General features: G+C 72.0%; 15 protein-coding genes and 1 pseudogene. 10 read left to right on the top strand and 6 right to left on the bottom strand.

What is annotated here, in order from left to right; genetic code table 11:
• Window positions 1-4 precede the first annotated feature (4 nt).
• Genes ABT288_RS18755 through ABT288_RS18740 form a run of 4 tightly spaced genes read right to left on the bottom strand, consistent with a single transcriptional unit; the run spans window position 5 to window position 4,387 of the window.
• Window positions 5-1,174, bottom strand: coding sequence for an FAD-dependent oxidoreductase (locus ABT288_RS18755; RefSeq protein ID WP_351608701.1), 1,170 nt, complete (start codon window positions 1,172-1,174; stop codon window positions 5-7).
• On the bottom strand, window positions 1,171-2,451 hold the full coding sequence (locus ABT288_RS18750) for a DegT/DnrJ/EryC1/StrS aminotransferase family protein (RefSeq protein WP_351608698.1): 1,281 nt from the start codon (window positions 2,449-2,451) through the stop codon (window positions 1,171-1,173). The genes ABT288_RS18755 and ABT288_RS18750 overlap by 4 nt, the downstream gene beginning before the upstream one ends.
• Window positions 2,445-3,500 (bottom strand): 4-hydroxy-2-oxovalerate aldolase, encoded by a 1,056-nt coding sequence (dmpG, locus tag ABT288_RS18745; RefSeq protein WP_351608695.1) that lies wholly within the window; start codon window positions 3,498-3,500, stop codon window positions 2,445-2,447. The genes ABT288_RS18750 and dmpG overlap by 7 nt, the downstream gene beginning before the upstream one ends.
• The gene (locus tag ABT288_RS18740; protein WP_351608692.1) at window positions 3,497-4,387 is read right to left on the bottom strand and encodes an acetaldehyde dehydrogenase (acetylating); all 891 of its coding nucleotides are present in this window, start codon (window positions 4,385-4,387) and stop codon (window positions 3,497-3,499) included. The genes dmpG and ABT288_RS18740 overlap by 4 nt, the downstream gene beginning before the upstream one ends.
• Window positions 4,388-4,665: 278 nt before the next feature.
• Here ABT288_RS18740 and ABT288_RS18735 point away from each other — a divergent pair, with 278 nt between their 5' ends.
• The 8 genes from ABT288_RS18735 to ABT288_RS18700 are packed head-to-tail and all read left to right on the top strand — an operon-like array spanning window position 4,666 to window position 13,782.
• Window positions 4,666-6,699: an amino acid adenylation domain-containing protein gene (locus tag ABT288_RS18735; RefSeq protein WP_351608689.1), complete on the top strand. Its 2,034-nt coding sequence runs from the start codon at window positions 4,666-4,668 to the stop codon at window positions 6,697-6,699.
• A 6-nt stretch (window positions 6,700-6,705) separates the two neighbouring features.
• Window positions 6,706-7,527 (top strand): thioesterase II family protein, encoded by an 822-nt coding sequence (locus tag ABT288_RS18730; protein ID WP_351608686.1) that lies wholly within the window; start codon window positions 6,706-6,708, stop codon window positions 7,525-7,527.
• Window positions 7,517-8,707 (top strand): cytochrome P450, encoded by a 1,191-nt coding sequence (locus tag ABT288_RS18725; RefSeq protein WP_351608683.1) that lies wholly within the window; start codon window positions 7,517-7,519, stop codon window positions 8,705-8,707. Before ABT288_RS18730 ends, ABT288_RS18725 begins: the two co-directional genes overlap by 11 nt.
• 13 nt (window positions 8,708-8,720) lie before the next feature.
• On the top strand, window positions 8,721-9,401 hold the full coding sequence (upp, locus tag ABT288_RS18720; RefSeq protein WP_351608680.1) for a uracil phosphoribosyltransferase: 681 nt from the start codon (window positions 8,721-8,723) through the stop codon (window positions 9,399-9,401).
• A 39-nt stretch (window positions 9,402-9,440) separates the two neighbouring features.
• Complete coding sequence (locus ABT288_RS18715; protein WP_351608677.1) at window positions 9,441-10,745, top strand: ATP-grasp domain-containing protein; 1,305 nt, start codon at window positions 9,441-9,443, stop codon at window positions 10,743-10,745.
• A gap of 27 nt (window positions 10,746-10,772) precedes the next feature.
• On the top strand, window positions 10,773-12,047 hold the full coding sequence (locus ABT288_RS18710) for a histidinol-phosphate transaminase (RefSeq protein WP_351608674.1): 1,275 nt from the start codon (window positions 10,773-10,775) through the stop codon (window positions 12,045-12,047).
• 35 nt (window positions 12,048-12,082) lie between these two features.
• Entirely contained in the window at window positions 12,083-12,511 is a 429-nt protein-coding gene (locus tag ABT288_RS18705; protein ID WP_351608671.1) for a cobalamin B12-binding domain-containing protein, read from the top strand.
• Window positions 12,511-13,782 (top strand): methylaspartate mutase, encoded by a 1,272-nt coding sequence (locus ABT288_RS18700; protein WP_351608668.1) that lies wholly within the window; start codon window positions 12,511-12,513, stop codon window positions 13,780-13,782. Before ABT288_RS18705 ends, ABT288_RS18700 begins: the two co-directional genes overlap by 1 nt.
• A gap of 104 nt (window positions 13,783-13,886) precedes the next feature.
• Here ABT288_RS18700 and ABT288_RS18695 read toward each other — a convergent pair whose 3' ends face one another.
• Window positions 13,887-14,180 (bottom strand): hypothetical protein, encoded by a 294-nt coding sequence (locus tag ABT288_RS18695; RefSeq protein ID WP_351608666.1) that lies wholly within the window; start codon window positions 14,178-14,180, stop codon window positions 13,887-13,889.
• 48 nt (window positions 14,181-14,228) lie between these two features.
• Between ABT288_RS18695 and ABT288_RS18690 the strand changes: the two are divergent.
• Together ABT288_RS18690 and ABT288_RS18685 are read left to right on the top strand one after the other, a co-directional pair.
• Window positions 14,229-14,884, top strand: a pseudogene (locus tag ABT288_RS18690) (transposase family protein).
• A gap of 78 nt (window positions 14,885-14,962) precedes the next feature.
• Window positions 14,963-17,887 (top strand): AfsR/SARP family transcriptional regulator, encoded by a 2,925-nt coding sequence (locus tag ABT288_RS18685; RefSeq protein WP_351608663.1) that lies wholly within the window; start codon window positions 14,963-14,965, stop codon window positions 17,885-17,887.
• Here ABT288_RS18685 and ABT288_RS18680 read toward each other — a convergent pair.
• Window positions 17,853-20,972: an ATP-binding protein gene (locus ABT288_RS18680; RefSeq protein ID WP_351608660.1), complete on the bottom strand. Its 3,120-nt coding sequence runs from the start codon at window positions 20,970-20,972 to the stop codon at window positions 17,853-17,855. The two genes, ABT288_RS18685 and ABT288_RS18680, sit on opposite strands and share 35 nt — an antisense overlap.
• Window positions 20,973-21,102 lie beyond the last annotated feature (130 nt).

Raw genomic sequence — 21,102 nt, 5'->3', positions numbered from 1 at the left:
CACGTCAGACAGCCGACTGCGGGGCGAGCCGTGAGATGTCGTACGCGGTGGAGTCGTCCACGGCCAGGTCGGCGCAGATCCGGCCGAACAGCGGGACGAACTTGAACGCCCAGCCCGCCCCGTAGACGACGAGCTTGTCCCCGTGCGTCATCAGGTCTCGCGCAGTGCCGAGGAAGAACTGCCGTTCGGGGTCCGTGGGCAGCACGGCCAGGCAGGTCGAGGTCCGCACCGGGTCGGGATCGACGGTGGGCAGATGGTCCCGCAGCCAGCCCGAGAGCCGGTCCATCTGGCGCCGGTCGGCGACGCCGGTGGCCGCCGACGGGTGGCCGAGCGGGTCCACCTCGAAGATCGGCCCGCAGCGCACGAACTCCCCGGGCGCCCACGGGTTGTGGCCGAACCCGTAGAACAGGTTGGTGTCCTGCGGCGTCGGCTGCTGGAAGGCGAACCAGAACGGCGCCTCGTCCACCGGCCGGGCCTGCCGGTAGGCCGCGATGGCCATCTCGTACACCGAGTACGCCAGGCGCGCCCCCAGCGGCTCCAGCAGGTCGTTGGTGTAGGGGCCGCAGGCCAGTACGACCTTGCCGGCGCGGTAGGTGCCCCGGTCGGTGGTGACGCTCACGCCGTCCGCGTCCGGCACGAGTTCCGTCGCCGTCTCACCGGCGCGCAGGACACTGCCGGCCGCCTGGGCGAGGGTGAAGAGCGCCGCCAGCGTCCCCCTGACGTCGATGGTCCCGCCGTCGGGCTGGAGGAACCCCTCATAGTCCCGGGGCAGGCCGCGGAAGCCGAACCGCCGCTCGATGTCGGTGGCCTTGAGCCACTCGTAGCGCACCGAGAGCTTGTCCATCATCTCGGCGGTCCCCGATATCTGGCCCTCGTTGGTGACGACGTCGACGTCCCCGAACCAGAGGCTGCCGATCTCGTGGATGAGGCGGCGCTCGCAGCGGCTCTCCAGCGCGCGCCACAGCGGAAGGGTCTCCAGCGTCAGGCGGAACAGGTCCTCCTGCGTGTACTGGAGCCGCCAGTGCCGCTCGGCGCCGCTGGTGCCCACGGACTCGTTGAAGAACGTGTGCCGCTCCAGGACCAGGACCCGCCGGCCGCGCTCGGCGACCTGCCAGGCGGCGGCCAGGCCGACGGGCCCGCCTCCCACGACCACCACGTCATAGGACTCCGTCATGCCCGGGCCTCCTCGTAACTCGACGTGCCGCCCTCGCCGTTGTCCCGCCGTCCGGTGAGCGCTGATTTCAGGGCCAGCACCAGGTGCTCGACCTGGCCGTCGGTCATCGACGGGTAGCAGGGCAGGTTGACCTGCTCGTGGAACCAGATCCGCTCGGTGACCGGACACTCGCCGAGCCGGTGGCCCCGGCCCCGCCACTCGGGGCGCAGATGCAGGGGGAAGTAGCGCACCTGCATCTGGACCCCGGCGTCTTCGAGGGCGTGGATCACCTCCTCGCGGCTCACCCCCTGCCCCGGCCGGACGAAGAACGTGAACAGGTGGTAGGGGTGGTGGATGTCCTCGGGCACGTCGGCCAGCCGCACGTGCGGGAACTCGGCCAGGGTCTGGGCGAGGCGCCCGGCGATCCACCGCCGCCGCCCGGCCAGCTCCCCGAGACGCTCCAGCTGGACGAGCCCGACGGCCGCCCCGGCCTCGCTGAGGGTGGCGTTGCTCCCGGGATGGCGGATGCGCAGGCACTCCTTCTCGTACGAGTCCCCCGCCCACATCATCCAGGGCTCCGAGCGCTTGTACGGCCCGGCGAGCAGCGGTGACGGCACGAGGGCCCCGTCGGCGGCGTTGGAGCGGATGCGGTCGACGCGCTCGGCCCACTCGGGGTCGTCGAAGGTGAGCATCCCGCCCTCGCCGAGCGTCGTGATGTTCTTGCTGGAGTGGAAGCTGAAGCACCCGATGTCGCCGAGCACGCCGGGCCGCCGGCCGCGGTAGAGGGCACCCAGCGCGTGCGCGCAGTCCTCGATCACCCGGACGCCGTGCCGGCGGGCCACCCGCATGATCTCGTCCATGCGGGCCGGCCGGCCGCCGTAGTGGACCAGGATCAGGGCCCGGGTCCGCGGGGTGATCAGCGACTCGAACGAGTCGACGTCCACGTTCAGGGTGTCCGGCTCCACGTCGCAGAAACGGACCGTCACATCGTGGGCCAGCAAGGGGTCGGCGGTCGCCTTGAAGGTCTGCGGGGTCACGATGACCTCGTCACCGGGGGCGAGGTCCAGCAGGTGCACGGCGAGCGCGACGGCGACGGTGCCGCTGGTGACGGTCATCGCGTACCGGCTGCCGACGTGCTCGCGCATCGCCCGCTCGAACGCGTCCCGCCACCGCCCTTGCGAGAGGCTCTCGCCGGAGCGGACGACCTCGCCCAGCGCGGCCAGCTCGGCCTCCCCGAGGATGCTTCCCACAGCGGGGGCCGGCACGAAGTACCGGGAGTTCTCGTTCACGGTCAGCATGAGCCGGTCCCACGGCCCGCCGGGCTTCCCCCGTCCCGGGCGGCGCGCAGGGCCAGCGCCACCTCCACGATCAGGTCCTCCTGGCCCGCGACCACCTGACGCCTGCCGAGTTCGAAGAAGACGTCGCGCGGGTCGACCCCTTCCCGCGCTGCGATGTCGAGCACCGGTTTCTTGAACCCGGAGAACACGCCGGCCAGCCCGCTGACGATGGAGACGGAGTCGATGGTGGGCGGCGCCGGCATCAGCTCCCGCCCGGCGATGTCCGCGGCGTCCAGGAGCCGGTACAGGTCGATGCCCGTCCGGAACCCCAGCCGTTCCAGCACCGGCACCAGGACCTCCAGCTGGGTGTTGCCGGCGCCGGCGCCGAAGCCCCGGGCACACGCGTCGAGGATGCCGGCCCCCGCCTGAGCCGCCGCGATCGAGTTCGCCACGGCCATGCCGAGGTTGTTGTGCCCGTGGAACATCACCGGCACGTCGACGGCGGCGCAGATGGCCTCGATGCGGGCCGTGACGTCCGAGGGCAGGAAGTGCCCCGAGGAGTCGAGGATGCCCACGCCGGTGGCGCCGTACCCGACCAGGCGCGCGCACTCCTCGGCGAGCTGGTCGGGGCTCGCCATGTGCGTCATCAGGAGGATGCCGTGCGCCTCCACGCCCTCGTCGCGCAGGAAGCCGAGGTGCCGCTCGGCGACGCTGGCCTCGGTGCAGTGCGTCGCGATGCGCACCAGGTCGACCTCGTACGCGAGGGCGTTCTTGATGTCCTGGGTGGTGGCCCAGCCCGGGAACATGAGGACCCCGAGCTTGCTGGTCGTCAGGGTCTCCCGGGCGATCGACATCATCTCGTCGTCGCTCAGCCGGGCCCGGCCGACCTGGAGGGACGAGGCGGCCAGCCCGTTGCCGTGGCCGACCTCGACGACCGGGACGGCCGCGGCGTCCGCGGCCTTCAGATAGGCGCGGAACTGCTCCGCGCCGAGGCTGTGCCGCACGGCGTGCTGGCCGTCGCGCAGCGTCGGGTCGTGGATCTGGACCGGCCTGCCCGCTTCCTGGCTCATGCCGTCTCCCTGCCTGCCAGTGCGAGCCGGTCCGCCGCGTAACACTCGGCGGCCTGGATCGCGGCGGAATTGATGATGTCGAGATTCCCGGCGTAGTGCGGCAGCCGGTCGCCGGACGAGGTGACCTCCACGGAGACGAAGGCCGTGGAGTCGTTGACGGTGCACACGCTGACGCCGAATCCCTTGACGTACGTACGGATCTCGTCAGCCGCTCTCGTCACCAGCGCGCGCACCGAGTCGGTGGTGAGGTCCCGGCCCCGCAGGTACATGGCGACCCTGAAGGTGGCCGCGGGCCGGGCGGGGCTGATGTTGACGAGCGCCTTCACGTCCTCGACGCCGGTGAACCAGCGGATCGCGTCCTGCGTGGTCTGCACGTACTCGTCGAGGTTCAGGCGCGAGGCGCGGCCCACGCTCAGGGTGGCGGCCGTGGTCACGACCTCGACGCAGTCGATCTCGTGCACTCTCGCGATCGCGTGCAGGATCGGTACGCACGCCTGCCCGCCGCAGGTCACCATACTGATGTCGCGGTGGGAGCCGATGTCCTCCCGGTTGACGGACGGGACGATCATCTGCCCGACCCTGCTGGGCGTCAGGTCGACGATCATCGCCCCGGACGCCGCGAGCCTCTCCGCGTGCTCGGCGTGGAACGACGCGTTGGTGGCGTCGAACACCACGTCGAAGTCCTCCTCGGCGTCGACGAGGGACTGGATGCCCCCGGTCGCCACCGGCAGCCCGCGCCGGGCCGCCCGCCGCAGCTCGGCGGCGTCGTGCCGCCCCGCGACGAGCCGCAGGTCGAGACAGTCCGAGCGCATGATCTTGGTCACCAGGTCCATACCGATGAGTCCGGCGCCGAGGACCGATACGGACAGCCGTCCAGTTGCTTGCATGTACGGTCGCCTTTCCGTCAAGGTGCGGCGTGATCCGCCCCGGGACCGCCCGCGGAGGCCGGCCGCGGTGGTCCCTACGCGGCCCAGCCTGGAACCGGGGCCTTGCCGACGGCTCGCCGTCGCGCTGACCGGTCGCCGCCGCGGGCGGGGCAAGCGAGGCGGCGAGGTCCTCGCAGGGACGCGGCGACATGCTGTGCGGGCACCACCCCGGGGGGCTTCCCCCGCTACAACGCCAGTCCGTACGCCGCACCTTTAGCATCCGAAGGGGACTGCGAGCCGTGGTCAACCCGATTCATGACGACAACGGTGTCTCTCTGGTCCTGGTGAACAGCGAGAACCGGCACGCTCTGTGGGCCGGCGGCCTCGACGTACCGCCGGGCTGGCGCGTCGCGCACCGGGCGGCGAGCCGCCGGGAGTGCCTGGAGTACATCGGCGCCCACTGGCGGGACATCCGGCCCGCGAGACTCCCGGACGCCGGGAAGGACGCGGGCGCCTGCCTGCACGACCTGTTCGCCGCCCAGGCCGCGCGCACCCCCGAGGCGCCGGCCCTGATCTGGCGGGACCTGGAGCTGACGTACCGTCAACTCGACGACGATTCCAGCAAGTTGGCCGCACACCTGCGGCAGCGCGGCGTCGGGCCCGGCGCGTTCGTGGGCCTGTGCGTCGAGCGGTCGCCGCAGATGATCACGGCCCTGCTCGGCGTCCTGAAGACCGGCGCCGCCTACGTGCCCCTCGACCCCGAGTACCCGGTCGAGCGGCTGCGGTACGTCCTGTCCGACACGGGTGCACGCCTGCTCCTGACCCAGGAGCCGCTCCGCCCGCTCTTCCCGGACTACGACGGCGAGATCGTCTGCCTCGACCAGCACCGGCAGGACATCGACGCCCTGCCCACCGCGCCCGCGCCGGACAGCCCCGTCCCGCTGCCGTCGGACGCCGCCTACGTCATCCACACCTCCGGCTCCACGGGCCGCCCCAAGGGCGTCCTGGTGACGCACCGCTCCCTGGCGAACCACAGCGCCGCCGTGACCCGGCACTTCGCGTTCGCCCCCGGCGACCGCGTCCTGCAGTGCAGGCCGCTGAGCTTCGACGCCGCCGCCGAGGAAATCTTCCCGCCGCTCCTGCACGGCGCGGCCCTCGTCCTCGGCAGCGACCCCCTGCGCCAGACGTTCCGGGCCCTGACCCAGCAGGTCATCGACACCGGCACGACCTTCCTGAGCGTGCCCACGGCCTTCTGGCACAGCTGGGTCGCGGAGGAGGACTGCCTGCTGCGGCTGGCCACGGAGTCCGCGCTGCGCACGATGATCGTGGCCGGCGAGAAGGCGGCCCGCCAGGCGCTGCTGACCTGGAAGAAACGGGTCGGCGAGGACATCCGCTGGTTCAACGTCTACGGCCCCACCGAGGGCACCATCACCACGACGGTCCACGAGCCGGGCGCCGACTGGGAGGCCGGCGAGTACGACTCCGTCCCGATCGGCCGCCCCATCGACAACGTCCGCACGCACGTCCTCGACGACGCCCTGCGGCCGGTCCCGGCGGGAACGCCGGGCGAGCTGTTCATCGGCGGGGCGGGCGTGGCCGTCGGCTACCTCAACGCGCCGCGGACCACCGCCGAGCGGTTCCTGCCCGACCCCTTCTCCGGCGTGCCCGGCAGCCGGCTCTACCGCACCGGGGACCTGGTGCGCGCGGACGCCGACGGCTGCCTGGAGTTCCTCGGCCGCCGGGACCACCAGGTGAAACTGCGCGGCTACCGCATCGAACTCGGCGAGATCGAGACCGTGCTCGCCGAGCACCCGGACGTCCGGTCGTCCGTCGCCCAGGTGACCGGCGACGGCCCCGACAGCGCCCTCGTGTGCTTCGTGACCGCCGACGAGCGGACCGCACCGACGGCCGCCGAACTGATCGCCCACCTGCGGAGCCGGCTGCCCTGGTACATGATCCCGACGGCCGTCCACGTCCTGGACGCCTTCCCCATGACCCCCAACGGGAAGATCGACCGGACCGCCCTGCTCGCCCTCGAACCCGACGACGACGGCGAGGCCGTCCACATCGCGCCGCGCACCCCCGTGGAAGCGGTCCTGGCGGACATCTGGGAGGACATCCTCGGCCGCCGCGGCATCAGCGTCGACGCCGACTTCTTCCAGGTGGGCGGACACTCCCTGCTCGCCGCGAGCCTCATCGCCCGCATCCGCGCCCGGTTCGACGTCGCCATGACGGCCCGCGTGCTGTTCGAGTCCCCGACCATCGCCGGACTCGCCGAAGCCGTCACCCGGGCGACCGGCGACGGCGCGGCGGACCGCGCCGGGCGGAGCTGACCGGCGGTGGCACCGCGACAGATCGCCGCCGCGCGGCCCGACAGCCCCTGGCTGCGCACCTTCGGGCCGCCGGAGCCGTCGGCCCCGGCCCGGTTCGTGTGCTTCCCGCACGCCGGGGGCGCGGCCAGCTACTTCCGGGACTGGGGCGGCCGGGACCTCGCCGGGGCCGAGGTGTGGGCCGTCCAGTACCCGGGCCGCGAGAACCGGATCCGGGAGGAGTTCCCGCCCGACCTGCACACCCTCGCCGACCAGATCACCGAGGAGCTGCGCGGACTCCTCGACCGGCCCGCCGTCTTCTTCGGGCACAGCATGGGCGCCGTCGTCGGCTACGAGGTCCTGCGCCGCCTCACGGCCGGCGGCCGGGGCGGCGCCGTACGCCACCTCGTGGTCTCGGGATGCGGCGCCCCCCACCGGGTGCGCCCCTTCGCCGGACAGGAAGGCGCCCACCTCCTGGACGACGACCGGCTCGTGGCCCTCCTCAAGGAGCTGGGCTCCGGCAACGCGGGCCTGCTGGACGACCCGGACATGCGCTCGGCCTTCCTGCCGGCGGTCCGCGACGACTACCGCATCGTCCAGTCCTACGTCCCGCGCGCCGGCGGCCCGCCCCTGCGGACCGACGTCACCGCGTTCGTGGGCCGCCAGGACGCGGCGGTCGGCGTCGGCGACGCGGGCGCCTGGGCCGACGCGACCCGGGGCCGCTTCACGCTCCGCACCTTCCCCGGCGGCCACTTCTACCTGGGAGAACACCCGGACGACGTCCTGCACGCCCTGCGCGAGGTTCTCCGTCCCGCCACCACGATCGACACCGGGAGAGCTGATGAACGTTGACCTGTCCGACCCGCTCCTGTACCGGGACTCCGACCCCGGACCGGTCTGGTCGCGGCTGCGCGCCGAACACCCCGTCTACCGCAACGAGCGGGCGGGCGGGGAGCACTTCTGGGCGGTGATGACCCACGGCCTGTGCACGGACATGCTGACCGACCCCCGCGTGTTCAGCTCCCAGAACGGGATGCGCCTCGACTCCGACCCGCAGGTCCTCGCCGCCGCGGCCGGCAAGATGCTCAACATCACCGACCCGCCCCGGCACGACAAGATCCGCAAGGTCGTGAGCTCGGCGTTCACCCCGCGCATGGTGAGCCGGCTGGAGGCCACCATGCGCAAGACGGCCGCCAAGGCCATCGACGAGGCGCTGGCCGCAGGGGAGTGCGAGTTCACGCGCGTCGCCCAGAAACTGCCGGTCTCGGTCATCTGCGACATGCTCGGCGTCGCGCCCGCCGACTGGGACTTCATGGTCGAGCGCACCCGCTTCGCCTGGAGCTCCACCGCCCTCGACGAGGCCGAGGAGGCGCGCAAGATCCAGGCCCACACCGAGATCCTGCTCCACTTCCAGGACCTCGCCGCGCAGCGCAGGCGGGAGCCGAAGGACGACCTCATGAGCGCCCTGGTGTGCGGCGAGATCGACGGCGCCCCGCTGACCGACCAGGAGATCCTCTACAACTGCGACGCCCTGGTCTCCGGCGGCAACGAGACGACCCGGCACGCCACCGTCGGCGGACTGCTCGCCCTCATCGACAACCCGAACCAGTGGCACCGCCTGCGCGACGAGCCCGCCCTCATGCCCTCGGCGATCCAGGAGATCGTGCGCTACACCTCGCCCGTCATGCACGCGCTGCGCACCGCGACCGAGGACGTCGAGTTCGGCGGCGAGCTGATCAGCGCCGGGGACCACGTCGTCGCGTGGCTGCCCTCGGCCAACCGCGACGAGAAGGTCTTCGACGACCCCGACCGCTTCGACATCGAGCGCGAACCCAACCGCCACCTGGGCTTCATCCAGGGCAACCACTACTGCATCGGCTCCTCGCTCGCCAAGCTCGAACTCACGGTGATGTTCGAGGAAATCCTGGCGCGGGTCGAGGTCGCCGAACTCGCCGGCCAGGTCCGCCGCCTGCGCTCGAACCTGCTGTGGGGGTTCGACTCGCTTCCCGTGAAATTCCTTCCGAGGGCCTGAGGAGAGCTGCCCCATGACCGCGCCGACCGCCCCCTCGATCGACAAGTACCTCGGCACCAACGTCCGTCTGCTGCCCCAGACCGACCAACTGCGCGCCCTGCACACCGCGATCCGCGACCGGGACGCCCGCCGCGAGGACTTCGTCCGCTACGCGCGCCGGATCATCCGCCTGCTGATCGAGGCGGGCATGGACCTGCTGCCCTTCGAGCCGCACGAGGTCCGCACCCCGACCGGCGCCGCCTACCAGGGGCTGCGCTTCGCCTCCGGGCTGTGCGGGGTCACCGTGGTGCGCGCCGGGGAGAGCATGGAGGGCGAACTGCGGGACGTCTGCCCGGGGATCAGGATCGGGAAGATCCTCATCCAGCGGGACGAGACGACCAAGGAGGCCCGCCTCTACTACACCGCCCTGCCCGCCGACATCGCCCGGCGGCACGTCCTGCTGCTCGACCCGGTCATGGCGACCGGCGGGACCGCGCTGGCGGCGCTGCGGGTGCTGACGGACCTCGGCGTGCCCGAGGAGAACATCGTCTTCGTCAACTTCATCACCGTCCCCGAGGGCATCACCGCCGTCAGCGAGCAGTACCCGCGGGTGCGGATCGTGACCTCCGCCATCGAGGAGCGGCTGACCGAGGACGCGTGGATGCTGCCCGGCATCGGGGACTTCGGGGACCGCTACTTCGGCACGGACGCCTGACGCGTGCGCGGCCGGCTTCCCCGACCGGCCTGGAAGACCGTGAAACGACGACTGATCGAATGGATGCACATGAAGGCCGAACAGGGGCCGTTTCTCCTGCTGAACACCAAGGAGATCGTCTCGCGCCTGCACGAGTGGTTCCCCGACGCCGCGCGGGAGCTGGTCGTGGTGACCACGAGAGCGGACATCCCCTCCGCCGACATCGCCGCGTACGCTCAGCGCTTCCTCCACCTGGAGGTGGTGCCCGACCTCTGGGAGCTGCCGGACGCCGAACTCCTGGACCTCGCCCGGCGGTTCGGCGTACGCCGGATCCTGTCGCTCGGCGAGCGCGAGGTGCTGCGCGCGGCGCGCATGCGGGCCGAGCTCGGCCTGCCCGGCCAGAGCCTCGCCTCGGCCACGGCGTACCGGGACAAGCACGTCATGAAGTCGACCCTGGCGGCGGCGGGCATCGACGTCGCCCCCATGCGCAAGTTCCGGTCCAACGACGAACTCGCCGAGTTCACGTGGAAGGTCGGCTTCCCGGTCGTCGTCAAGGAACTCGACTCCGGTGCGTCGAACGGCACCGTGGTCCTGATGGACGAAGAGGACCTGCGCGCTCTCCCGGAGCGTGCCACCGGAACCCCCCGGCTGGCCGAAGCCTGGGTCGAGGGCGACTTCTACCACGTCAACGGCCTCATGAAGGACGGCGAGGTGGTGCTGGCGGTGCCCTCCCGCAACCTGTACTCCGACTGGTTCTCGGTCGCCTACGACGCCCCGACCATGACGGGGATGATGCCCGACGAGCACCCCCTGTCCGAGCGGCTGCGCAGCACCGCGCGGCAGGTCGTGGCCGCGCTGCCCGCCGTACCCGACCTGTGCGCCTTCCACCTCGAACTGTTCCACACCGCCGACGACCGCGTGGTCGTCTGCGAGATCGCCTGCCGGGCGGGCGCGGCCCTCGTCACCGACGTCCACGAAGCCGTGCTGGGTATGAACTTCTACGGCGCGAGCCTGCTCGGCCAGGCCGGACGCGGTGACCAGGTCGAGATCCGCCCGACCGGCGAACGGCTCGGCTTCGTCTGGTTCCCGCCGGCCAAGGGAGTCCTGCGCGCGCTGCCCGACACGTGCCCGCTGCCGGGGACGGTGAGCTACCGGCCCTGCGGCGACGTCGGACGCCTCTACGGCAGCTCCCCCGGACTCGGCCGGCCCGTCGCCGAGATGGTCTTCCGGCTCACCGAGCCGGACACCGGGGCGGAGCTGCGGCGGATCGAGGAGTGGTGGGACGACAACGTCGTCTGGGAGCACCGGACCAACGCGGTGCCCGAGCGCTGGAAGACGCCCCGAAGGAAGCCGGCCGACGCGTAGCGGCCCGGCGATCGGACCGGAGGACCCGTGTACGAACTGCTGAAGACGATCATGATCGAGGAGCTGGACGTGGAGGCCGACCAGGTGTCCCCGGACGCGAGCCGCGAGGACGCGGGCCTGGACTCCCTCGCCACCTTCGAACTCTCCCTGGCGCTCAGCCAGCGCCTCGGCGTCACCATCGCCGACGAGGACCTGTTCGGCCTCAAGACGCTGGCGGACATCGCCGAGTTCCTGGAGAAGCGCACCGGAGGGGGAGCTCCCCAGGACGCCGGACTCGCCCGGCTGCTCGGCGGCGAGGACGGCTTCCCCCCGGACCACCCCGCCCCCGCCCACCAACTCGCCCGCAACGAAACCCCGTTCCAGCCCCCCGAGTCCGTGCTGAACGCGATCACCCGCGCCGCCACCGAGGCCAACCGGTACCCGGACCCGGCCTGCGGAGAGCTGCGCGCCGCACTCGCCCGGCACTACGACCTCTCCCCGGACCGCGTCGCGGTGGGCGCCGGATCGATCACGCTCCTCCAGGCACTGCTCACGGTGACCGCCGAACCGGGAGCAGCCGTCGCCTACTCGTGGCCGTCCTTCGACGGCTACGAGGTGCTCGCGGACCTCGCCGGATTCCGCACGGTACGCGTCCCGCTGGCCGAGGACGGGCACGACCTCGACGCCCTGGCCGCGGCGGTCGACGAGCACACCCGCCTGGTGCTGCTCTGCAACCCCAACAACCCCACCGGCACCGCGTCGGGCGAGGCCGACCTCCTGCGGTTCCTCGACGCCGTCCCGCGCACGTGCCTGGTCGTGCTCGACGAGGCGTACTGCGAATACGCGCGGGACCCCGGCCTCGGTGCCCGCCTGCTCACCTCGTGGCCGAACCTGATCGTCGCGCGCACCTTCTCCAAGGCGTACGGCCTCGCCGGCCTGCGCGTCGGCTACCTGCTCGCGGAGCCCGGCCTGATCTCCCGCGTCCAGCGCATGGTCATGCCGTTGAGCGTCAGCGACGTCGCCCAGGCCGCCGCCGTCGCGTCGCTGGCGGCGGAGAAGGAGCTCCTCGGCCGCGTCCAGGACACGGCCGCCGAACGGGACCGCGTCCGCGCCGCGCTGCTCGCCCTGGGATTCGACGTGCCGCCCTCGGAGGCGAACTTCCTCTGGCTGCCGCTCGGCGCTCGTGCCCAGGAGTTCGCCGCCGCGTGCGCGTCGGCCGGAGTCGACGTACGGCCCTATCCGGGTGACGGCGTGCGCGTGACGACAGGAACCGCGGAGGACAATGACGCGTTCCTGGCAGCGGCCGAGATGAACCGCCCGTGAATTCTGTTTCCCGTGGAAACGGAAGGACATTCGTCGTGACCAGCGTTTCGTCGGATTCCCACATGTGGAACCTCGTTTTTCTCCAGTTATTGCTTGAGGAGAACGGCGGACAGGTGGTCAACCTCGGCGCGTGCACTCCGGACGAACTGGTCATGTCCGAATGCCTCAGAATCCGTCCGGACGCCTTGGTCATCAGCACGGTCAACGGGCACGGCCATATCGACGGCCTACGGCTGATCAGAAAGATTCGCGGGCATTCGGGGCTCGCCTCCATGAAAGTCGTCATCGGCGGAAAGCTCGGCGTCCACGGTTCCCGGCACGCAGGGTCCCGGGCGGAACTGGTCGCGAACGGCTTCGACGCGGTGTTCGAGGCGGACGCCGATCTCGACCGGTTCCTCGACTGCCTCGGACTGGGCCCGCCCGCGCCGAAACGCGTCGCCTCCACGGAAATCCGGAGTACCTGATGGCACCTCCTACCGGACCCGGACGCTTCACCCGGTTCGTCCGGCGGGCGTCGAGCGAAGGGAAAGTGGTCGTCCAGCCGCGCATGGGGTTCGGCACGGTCGAGCAGATGCGCGCGGGACTCGATGCGGTCAGGAACGTCGACGCGGCCACGGTGGGCACCATCACCGTCGACAGCTACACACGGGTGAACGATCACGCCTCGGCCCTTCTCGCTCTGGAGAAGGGCGCGGACCTCAACGGGTTCCCGCTGGTGGCCCACGGCGCGGCGGTGACCCGCGAGGTGCTCGCCGGGATCGCGGGCGACGATTTCCCGGTGCAGGTGAGGCACGGCTCGGCGTTGCCCCGCGAGTTGTTCGAGGGACTGGTGGCGGCCGGCGCCGACGCCACCGAAGGCGGCCCTGTCTCCTACTGTCTGCCGTACAGCCGCGTCCCTCTGGCGCAAGCCGTCGACGCCTGGGCGGAATGCTGCGAGATGCTCGCGGGAATCAGCAAACCGGTGCATCTGGAGAGTTTCGGCGGCTGCATGCTGGGACAGTTGTGCCCGCCGAGCCTGCTGATCTCCCTGAGCATTCTGGAAGGCTTGTTCTTCCGCGAACACGGACTGCGGGACATTTCCGTCAGCTACGCCCAGCAGACGAATCAGCAACAGGACATCGAGGCGATCCACGCCCTGCGCGCCCTGGCGAAGGAATGGCTCGGAGACACCGACTGGCACGCCGTCCTGTACACCTACATGGGCGTTTATCCCCGCAGCCGACAGGGGGCGTACGGGCTGCTCGAAGCGAGTGCGAGGCTCGCCGCCAGATCCGGGACCGAGCGGCTGATCGTCAAGACCGCGGTGGAGGCCAGCAGAATCCCGTCGATCACGGAGAACGTCGACGCCCTGGAACGCGCCGCGAGGGCGGCCGAGCGGGAGGCGGTGGCCGAACCGGCCGGAATTCCGGACTCCGGGATCTACGAGGAGGCCCAGGCGATCATCACGCACACGCTGACCCTCGGCAGCGATGTCGGAAAGGCGCTCGTCCGCGCGTTCACCCTCGGGCACCTCGACATCCCGTTCTGCCTGCACCAGGACAACGCGAACCGCTGCCGGGCCCGCATCGACGACCGTGGCCGGCTCACCTGGGCCGACCCCGCAGGGGTGCCGATTCCCCGGGCGCGCGATCGGGCCGGGAACCGGCAGCGGCTCACCGCCCGGGGCCTCCTCGACATGCTCAGTTACAACGAACGGCGCTACGACCACCCGTCCCGGACCAGACACCCTCGTTGACGGGCCGCACGGCGAGGAAGATCACGAACCAAGAGTTGTCCCGCAACACTGGGCTCGTCCCCAGCGCCTGCTGCACGTACGTATCTCGACGGCGTGGGAGGCGCTCAGTCCAGAGCAGCGATCACTGCCTCAGACACCATCACTCCTGCCTCCTGGATCCGCTGACGCATGTTCCCTTCGTACAGCCAGGCGCAAGCCTCGATCGTTGGGTGGAGTTCGGCGAGGATCAACGCCGCACGCTTCGGTACGTGGGCTTCCTTCCTCCACGCCGTCCCGCAGCGATCGATCTGCTCCTGTAGCTGAAGGAGCGCCTGCTCATCGAACCCTTCGTTCATACGCAGGGGGATCACGAAACGATCCGCCGCCTCTTCCAGACGACTCACCAAGTCCGTCTCCACATGCGCCTCCGTATCGGTCAGTTCGCAACGCGGTGGGACGATCTTCTCGTGGCAGGTGTGATCACGGCGTCAAGCCGTCCTGGATACGTCCGTTCACCGGGCTGAGCCCGCGCCGCTTCGGCAAACTGGTGAACGCCATGCGCCGCGCGGGAGCGGACGCGGTCCGGCGTGGTCGGCCATGGAGCTTGCCCCTGGAGGACCGCCTCCTGCTGGTCGCGGCGTACTGGCGAACCGACTTGACGCCACGCCGGCCGGCGCCGCTGTTCGGAATCTCGAAGTCCGCGGCCGACCGCATCATCAACCGCCTCGCACCGCTGCTCGCCCTGCGGACGCGCAGACACTTCCGCAAGGACACCGTGCTCATCAACGACTGCAGGGCGTGGGAGTTGTCCGGAGCGAAGGCAGCCGTCGGCGACACCACGGTGATCGCGCACGGCGGTTCCCGTGGCACTGGCCTGGGGATCCCGCAGCGTCACGAGCCCGGCCAGGCGGAACTCCCGGCCTGGAAAGAGGAGCACAACCGCTCACACCGCAAGGTCCGTGCTCGTGTCGAGCACGCCTTCGCCCGCGTGAAGAACCGGAAGATCCTCCGCGACTGCCGCTTGAGGGGAGACGGTGTTCATCACGCCATGCTTGGCACAGCCCGCCTGCACAACCTCGCGCTCGCCGGACAGACCGCCGGAGGCGGCCGTGCCCGATGCTGAACGATCGACTCAGTTGATCATTGCGGGACAGCCTTTAGGGTTGGAGCGTTCAGGATCCTCCTACCGGGACCAGTGAAGATGAGAGAAGACCAGGATCATCACGTGCGGTTCGCGGTCCTGGGGTCGGTCAAAGTGTGGCGAAGAGGCGCCGAGTTACCCCTCGGACCACCGAAGCAGCGCGCCTTGCTGGCGTTGCTCCTGCTGCACGCCGGACAGACCGTCGGCCTGAGCCGGATCGTCGACGTCCTGTGGCACGGCGACCCTCCGAACAGCGCCGTGAACGTCGTCCACCGCCACATCGGCTCCTTGCGGAAACTGCTGGAGCCCGACCTCCCGCCCCGCGCCCCGGGCGCCCTGCTGGTGCGCCGCGCCGGGGGGTACGGCATCGACGCCGACGCCACCACCCTCGACCTGCTGCGCTTCCGTGAACTTCTCGCCCGCGCCCGCGACGCCGACGACGACGGCAAGGTGAGCGCCGCCGCCGAGCTCTACACCCAGGCCCTCTCCCTCTGGCGCGGAGAAGCAGCGCAGGGAGTCTCCCCGGACATCCGGGTTCACCCCCTGTTCTCCGCCGTCGACAGCGAACACCTGGCGGCCCTGCGCGAGGGCGCCGACCTGATGCTGGCGCTGGGCACACCCGCCCCGGTCCTGCCCCTGCTGCACCGGGCGGTCGCACAGTACCCACTGGACGAGGCGGTGCACGCCCGGCTGATCCAGGCGCTCGCCCGGACGGGGCGTCAGGCGGAGGCGGTCGGCCTGTTCCAGGAGATGAGCCTGCGGCTGAGGAACGAGCTCGGTATCGAGCCGGGCCGCGAGCTCCGCCTCGCCCACGCGAGCCTGCTGCGCAGCTCGGAACAGGCCGCGACACCGAAGGACGAGCGCCGGGAAGCCCCGCCTGCGGAGAACCCCGCGCCGCCGAACGCGCCGGCTGTGGTCCGTCCCACCCAACTCCCGCTGGACCTGCGCACCTTCGTCGGCCGCCGGGACGAACTGGCCCGGATCACCAGCGCCCTCGACAAGCTCGACGAAGCCTCCGCGACCAGCTCGGCGGTGATCAACACCATCGAGGGAATGGCCGGCGTGGGCAAGACGGCCCTCGCCGTGCACCTCGCCCACCGCCTCGCGCCCCGGTTCCCCGACGGCCAGCTCTACGTCAACCTCCGCGGCTTCGACGCGAGCGGACCCTGCGTCACCGCCGCGGAGGCCCTGCGCTCGTTCCTCATCGCCCTCGGCGTCTCCGCCCGCCACCTGCCCGCCGACCTCGACTCCCAGATGGCCCTCTACCGGAGCATCCTCGCGGACCGCCGGGTTCTGATCGTCCTCGACAACGCGCGCGACTCGCAGCACGTACGCCCCCTGCTGCCGGGCAGCAGCACCTGCCTCGTCGTCATCACCAGCCGCACCCAGCTGCGCGGCCTCGTCGCCACCCACGGAGCCGCCCCCCTGATCCTCGGCCCGCTCAGCGAGGCGGAGTCCCGTGAGGTCCTCGCGCGCCACCTGGGCCAGGACCGCACCGCCGCCGAACCCGAGGCCGTCGACGCGATCGTGGAGTTCTGCCACCGCCTGCCCCTCGCCCTCGCGGTCATCGCGGCGCGCGCGGCCACCCTGCCCGGCTTCTCCCTCGCCTCCATAGCCGCCGAACTCCGGGCCGGCCACGACAGCCTCGACGCCTTCGCCGACGACGACCCCTACACCGACCTGCGCACCGTCTTCTCCTGGTCCCTCGACGGCCTCGGCCCCGAGGCGGCCAGGCTCCTGCGGCTGCTGTCCCTGCACCCCGGACCGGATCTGTCCGCCTCGGCCGCGGCGAGCCTGGCCGCGCTGCCGCCGCGCCGGACCACGACGCTGCTGGCCAGGCTCGCCGACGCCCACCTGATGATCCGGCCGCTGCCGAACCGCTTCGTCTTCCACGACATGCTCAAGATCTACGCGTCCGAGCAGCTCCAGGACCACGACGACGCCGACACGCGCGCAGCGGCCGTACGGCGGCTGCTCGACCACTACGTCCACGGCGCCCACGCCGCCACGACCGCGCTGACGCCCGACCGCATCGACGCCGCACCCGACGCCCCCGCGGAACCGGGCGTCGAACTGGAGCCCCTCACGGACCCGGCCTCGGCCGCGGCCTGGCTGGAGCGGGAACTGCCCGTGCTGCTGGCCACCGTGGAGCGGGCCGGGAGCACGGGCTACCCGGACCGCGCCTGGCTGCTGGCCCAGACCCTGGAGCTGTACCTGGACCGCAGGGGCCGCTGGCAGGACCAGATCGACATCCAGTCCATCGCCGTGGACGCCGCCCTCGCGCTCCAGGACCGGCGCCGCGAGGCGAAGGCCCGCCGGGCCCTGGGATTCGCGTACGGGCGCCTCACCCAGGACGACCGGGCCGACAGCGAACTCCAGGAGGCGATGGCCCTGTTCACCGGACTCGGCGATCAGGGCGGCCAGGCCCGCACGCACCGGTCGCTGGCCTTCCTGGCCAACGTCCGCGAGGACCACGAGGCGGCCCTGCGCCACTACGCGCAGGCCCTCGACCTGTACCGGGCGGCCGGCAACCTCACCGGACGGGCGCTCGTCCTCAACGAGACGGGATGGACCCACATCCTGAACGGCGCCTACGAGCAGGCCGTGGCCGTGTGCGCCCAGGCGGTGGCCCTGCACCAGGGGAGCGGCGACACCAACGGCGAGGCCGCGGCCTGGGACAGCCTCGGGTACGCCCACCACCACATGGGCCACCACGAGGAGGCCCTCTGCTGCTACGAGCGCGCCCTGAAGCTCTACCAGCACATGAACGACCGCTACCTGGAGGCCGACACCCTTCTGCACATGGGAGACACCCACGAGGCCCGGGGAAACCGCGCCGCCGCCCTGCCCCTGTGGCGGGAGGCGGTGCGGATCCTCGACGGACTCGGCCACCCCGAGGCCGGTCAGGCCCGCCGCCGGCTGAGCGGCGAGGGAACCGGCGACCCGGCCGCTACGAAGCGGACATCAGGGGACACAGCCGGGTGAACGGCAGAGTGCGGCTCACATAGGCGAACTCCCCCCGGGACCTGACCTCCGCGGCCGACGACCGCAGCGTCCGCCGGGCGTCCTCGACCGCCCCGCTGCTGTGCTGGGCGTGGGCCAGCAGGCCCAGGTGGAGCGGCAGCCGGATGAGCAGGCGCCGCTCGCGCAGCTCGGCGATCGCCGACTCCAGGCTGTCGAGCGCGGCGGCCTCGCCGGTCTGCTGGAGCGCCCAGCTCCGGCACACCCGGAGCATGGGGGTCCAGTGGCTCAGCCCGTGGGCGCGGGCGATGTCCAGGCCCCGGCCGCTGGAGGCCGCCGCCCCGTGGGGGTCCTCGTCCAGGGCCGCTATCAGGGAGTGGAAGTAGTACGCGCTCGCCTGGTCGACCGGCGTGCCGTCCCGGCCGGTGGCCACGAGCAGCTCCTCGCACAGCGCGCGCGCCTCGTCGGTGGCGCCGAGCAGCCACAGGGTGAGGACGCGGTGGTTCATGGCCATGAACCGCGGGCCGTGCTGGGAGCGGAGGGTTATGCCCTCCCGCTGTTCGGGGGTCAGCTTCTCGGCCACCCGCTCGGCCTCGGTCAGGGCGGTGAGCGCGTCGCCGGTCTCGCTCGGCAACAGGAGCAGTCCGCGGGCGATCCGCTCGTAGAACCGGATCTCCAGGGCGCCGGACCGCTCGGCGAGGGCGCGCAGCTGCTCCGCCTGCCGGGCGCCCTCGGCGGGCCGGCCGGTGACCAGTTCGGCCACGAACTGCCGCAGCAGCATGGCGCCCTCCTCGATGGTCCGGCCCGCCGTGGCGGCGGACAGCTTCCGGATGCGCTCAGCCTCGGCCGCCACCTCGTGGTCGCTGTAGCCGCGGGTGACGGTCGCCGTGGAGAGGAGTTGAGTGCGCAGGTCCAGCGTCTGCTCCGACGCCGTGTCACCGTCCCGGGGCGCGGCGGCCAGCAGGGTGTGAGCGTGCTCGAACCAGGTCTGCGCACGCCGGTAGTCGCCGTCGCCGATGGCCTGTTCGCCGGCGCGCCTGAGGTGCGGCAGCACGTCCTCGGCCGGCAGGGCCAGCGCGGCCTGCCAGGCGTGCTCGGCCATCTGCTCGCTCGCCTCGGGAGAGCCGCCGTGGCGGGCGCCGAGCACACCGACGGCGCGCGCGTGCAGGGCCGCCCGCTCCTGGCGGCGCATCTCCGCCAGGAGGACGTCGCGGATGAGGCCGTAGCGGAAGACGAGCCGGTGCGGGTCGTCGGGGTCGCTGCGCATGAGCCCGGTCCGCAGGACCTCCTCCAGTACGTCGTGGCCGGCGCCGCCGTCGTCCAGCATGGCGGTCAGCGAGGCCAGCGCCGCCTCGCCGCCGAGCACGGCGGAGCACTGGAGGAGGTGCAGGACGCGCGGGGGCAGCCCGGCGAACCGCCGGCGCAGCATGCTGCGGACGCCCGTCGGGATCCCGGCGCGCACGACGTCGGCCGCACGGGGATCGCGCAGGCGCCGCGCCCCGCCGGCGTCGGCGAGCAACTGGTCGAGGAGGTAGGGGTTGCCGGCGCTGCGCTCGTACAGCGCCCGTACGACGGACGCGTCGACGCCGGGCCCGGCCTGGGCCGTGACCGCGGCCCGAACATGGTCCTCGGTGAGGTTGTCCAGGTGCACGACCTTGGTGCGGGAGTCGGCCAGGAGGTCGACGAGCGGGCCGTCGGTCTCGGGCCCGGCCCCGAGACCGGGTTCGCGGACCGTGATCACCACGCTGACGGGTCGCCCCTGCGTGCGGTTGCTGAGCAGGCCGAGCACGCCGAGGGTGAGCCGGTCCGCCCGGTGCACGTCTTCGAGGACGAGCAGGAGCGGGCTGTCGTCGGCGCACTGGAGGATCGCCTCGCACAGCGCGTCCTGGGTGAGGAAGTCCATCGGGTCGGCGGGGTGCCCCGACAGCGTTGTCACCGGGTGGCGTTCGACGCACTGCTGGCGCAGGCCGTCGAAGGACACCCCGTACGGGACTTCGAGCCGGCGCAGCACCTGCTGCCACACCCAGCCGACGGGCATCCCCTCGCTGCCGCGGCAGTTGACGCGGATCACCTCCGCCTGCGGGTGCGGCGGCCGTGCCTGGTCCGTGGCCCGCGCCACCAGCTCGGTCTTGCCGACGCCCGCCTCGCCGACGACGGCGGTGGTGTGCCCGCTGCCGCGCAGGGCACCGGTGATGGACGACCGCAGAGCGTCGAGGGCGTCGTCGCGGCAGGGGAAGGCGGACCAGGCCGCCGGTGCCGTACCCCGCTGTCCGGCCTCGGGGACGGCCGCCGGACCGTCCGCCGGCGCGGGCCCCTCCGCCTCCCGCTCGGCCACGGTGCCGGGCCGGACGCGTACCTCGACGGCGGCCGGGGCGGGCGCCTGGTCGTCGAGTTCGTGGCGCAGCAGGGCGAGGTGGACGCGCTGGAGCTCGCGGGCCGGGGCGACCCCGAGTTCCTCGGAGAGGTAGGCGCGCGTCCGGTCGTACAGCTGGAGCGCCTCGGCCTGCCGGCCCAGGCGGTACAGGCCCGTCATGAGGCTGCCGACCAGGCGTTCGTCGGTGGGCTGGAGGGACACCTCGCGGCGCAGCAGCGCGACGGCGTCACCGGCCTCGCCGAGCGCGAGCAGCGTGTCGGCGTGGGCCGCGACGGCGGTGGTCCGCAGGAGGCTCAGGCGCGCCGCCTCCTCCGCGAGCGGGGTGTAGGCCGCGAGGTCCAGGAAGGGGTCGGCCCGCCATAACCGCAGCGCCTGGTCGAACACGTCGCGGGCGTCCTGGAGCCGGCCGTCGGCCACATGGCGCTGCCCCCGCGAGACGAGGCTCTCGAACCGGGACAGGTCGAACGTGCCCGGCTCCACCGTCAGGACGTACCCGGGGGCCTGGTAGCGCAGCGGGGCGATCGGCCCGTGCTGTCCGATCAGCACCCGCCGCAGGTGGGACAGGTACGTCTGCAGGGTGGCCTGCGGGCGTCTGGGGAGGCTGTCGCCCCACAGTTCGTCGACGAGCTGATCGGCGGGCACCACCTGGCCCAGCCGGATCAGCAGCAGTCCCAGCACGGCCCGGTGCCGTGGGGGACCGAGAGGCACCTGCTCGGCCCCGCGCCGAGCCGTCATCACACCGAAAGCCTCGAACGACAGATCTGCCAGGGACGCGGTTTGTTGCTCTTGAGCTGTGTACGCCATGCCGGGGGCTCTTGCCTTTCGACGGTCACGCACTTGACGGGCGGTCGATCGTACGGCGGGG

The organism is Streptomyces sp. NPDC001093 (assembly GCF_040298985.1).
Classification (GTDB): Bacteria; Actinomycetota; Actinomycetes; order Streptomycetales; family Streptomycetaceae; genus Streptomyces.
Note: the sequence above shows the minus strand (reverse complement) of the source record. Positions and strands in the feature narration are given on the sequence as shown.

Excerpts from the sequence above, each read along its gene's own strand:
- ABT288_RS18755 (WP_351608701.1), bottom strand. The coding sequence starts at position 1,174 with ATGACGGAGTCCTATGACGTGGTGGTCGTGGGAGGCGGGCCCGTCGGC.
- ABT288_RS18750 (WP_351608698.1), bottom strand. The coding sequence starts at position 2,451 with ATGCTGACCGTGAACGAGAACTCCCGGTACTTCGTGCCGGCCCCCGCT.
- dmpG (WP_351608695.1), bottom strand. The coding sequence starts at position 3,500 with ATGAGCCAGGAAGCGGGCAGGCCGGTCCAGATCCACGACCCGACGCTG.
- ABT288_RS18740 (WP_351608692.1), bottom strand. The coding sequence starts at position 4,387 with ATGCAAGCAACTGGACGGCTGTCCGTATCGGTCCTCGGCGCCGGACTC.
- ABT288_RS18725 (WP_351608683.1), top strand. The coding sequence starts at position 7,517 with ATGAACGTTGACCTGTCCGACCCGCTCCTGTACCGGGACTCCGACCCC.
- upp (WP_351608680.1), top strand. The coding sequence starts at position 8,721 with ATGACCGCGCCGACCGCCCCCTCGATCGACAAGTACCTCGGCACCAAC.
- ABT288_RS18700 (WP_351608668.1), top strand. The coding sequence starts at position 12,511 with ATGGCACCTCCTACCGGACCCGGACGCTTCACCCGGTTCGTCCGGCGG.
- ABT288_RS18685 (WP_351608663.1), top strand. The coding sequence starts at position 14,963 with ATGAGAGAAGACCAGGATCATCACGTGCGGTTCGCGGTCCTGGGGTCG.
- ABT288_RS18680 (WP_351608660.1), bottom strand. The coding sequence starts at position 20,972 with ATGACGGCTCGGCGCGGGGCCGAGCAGGTGCCTCTCGGTCCCCCACGG.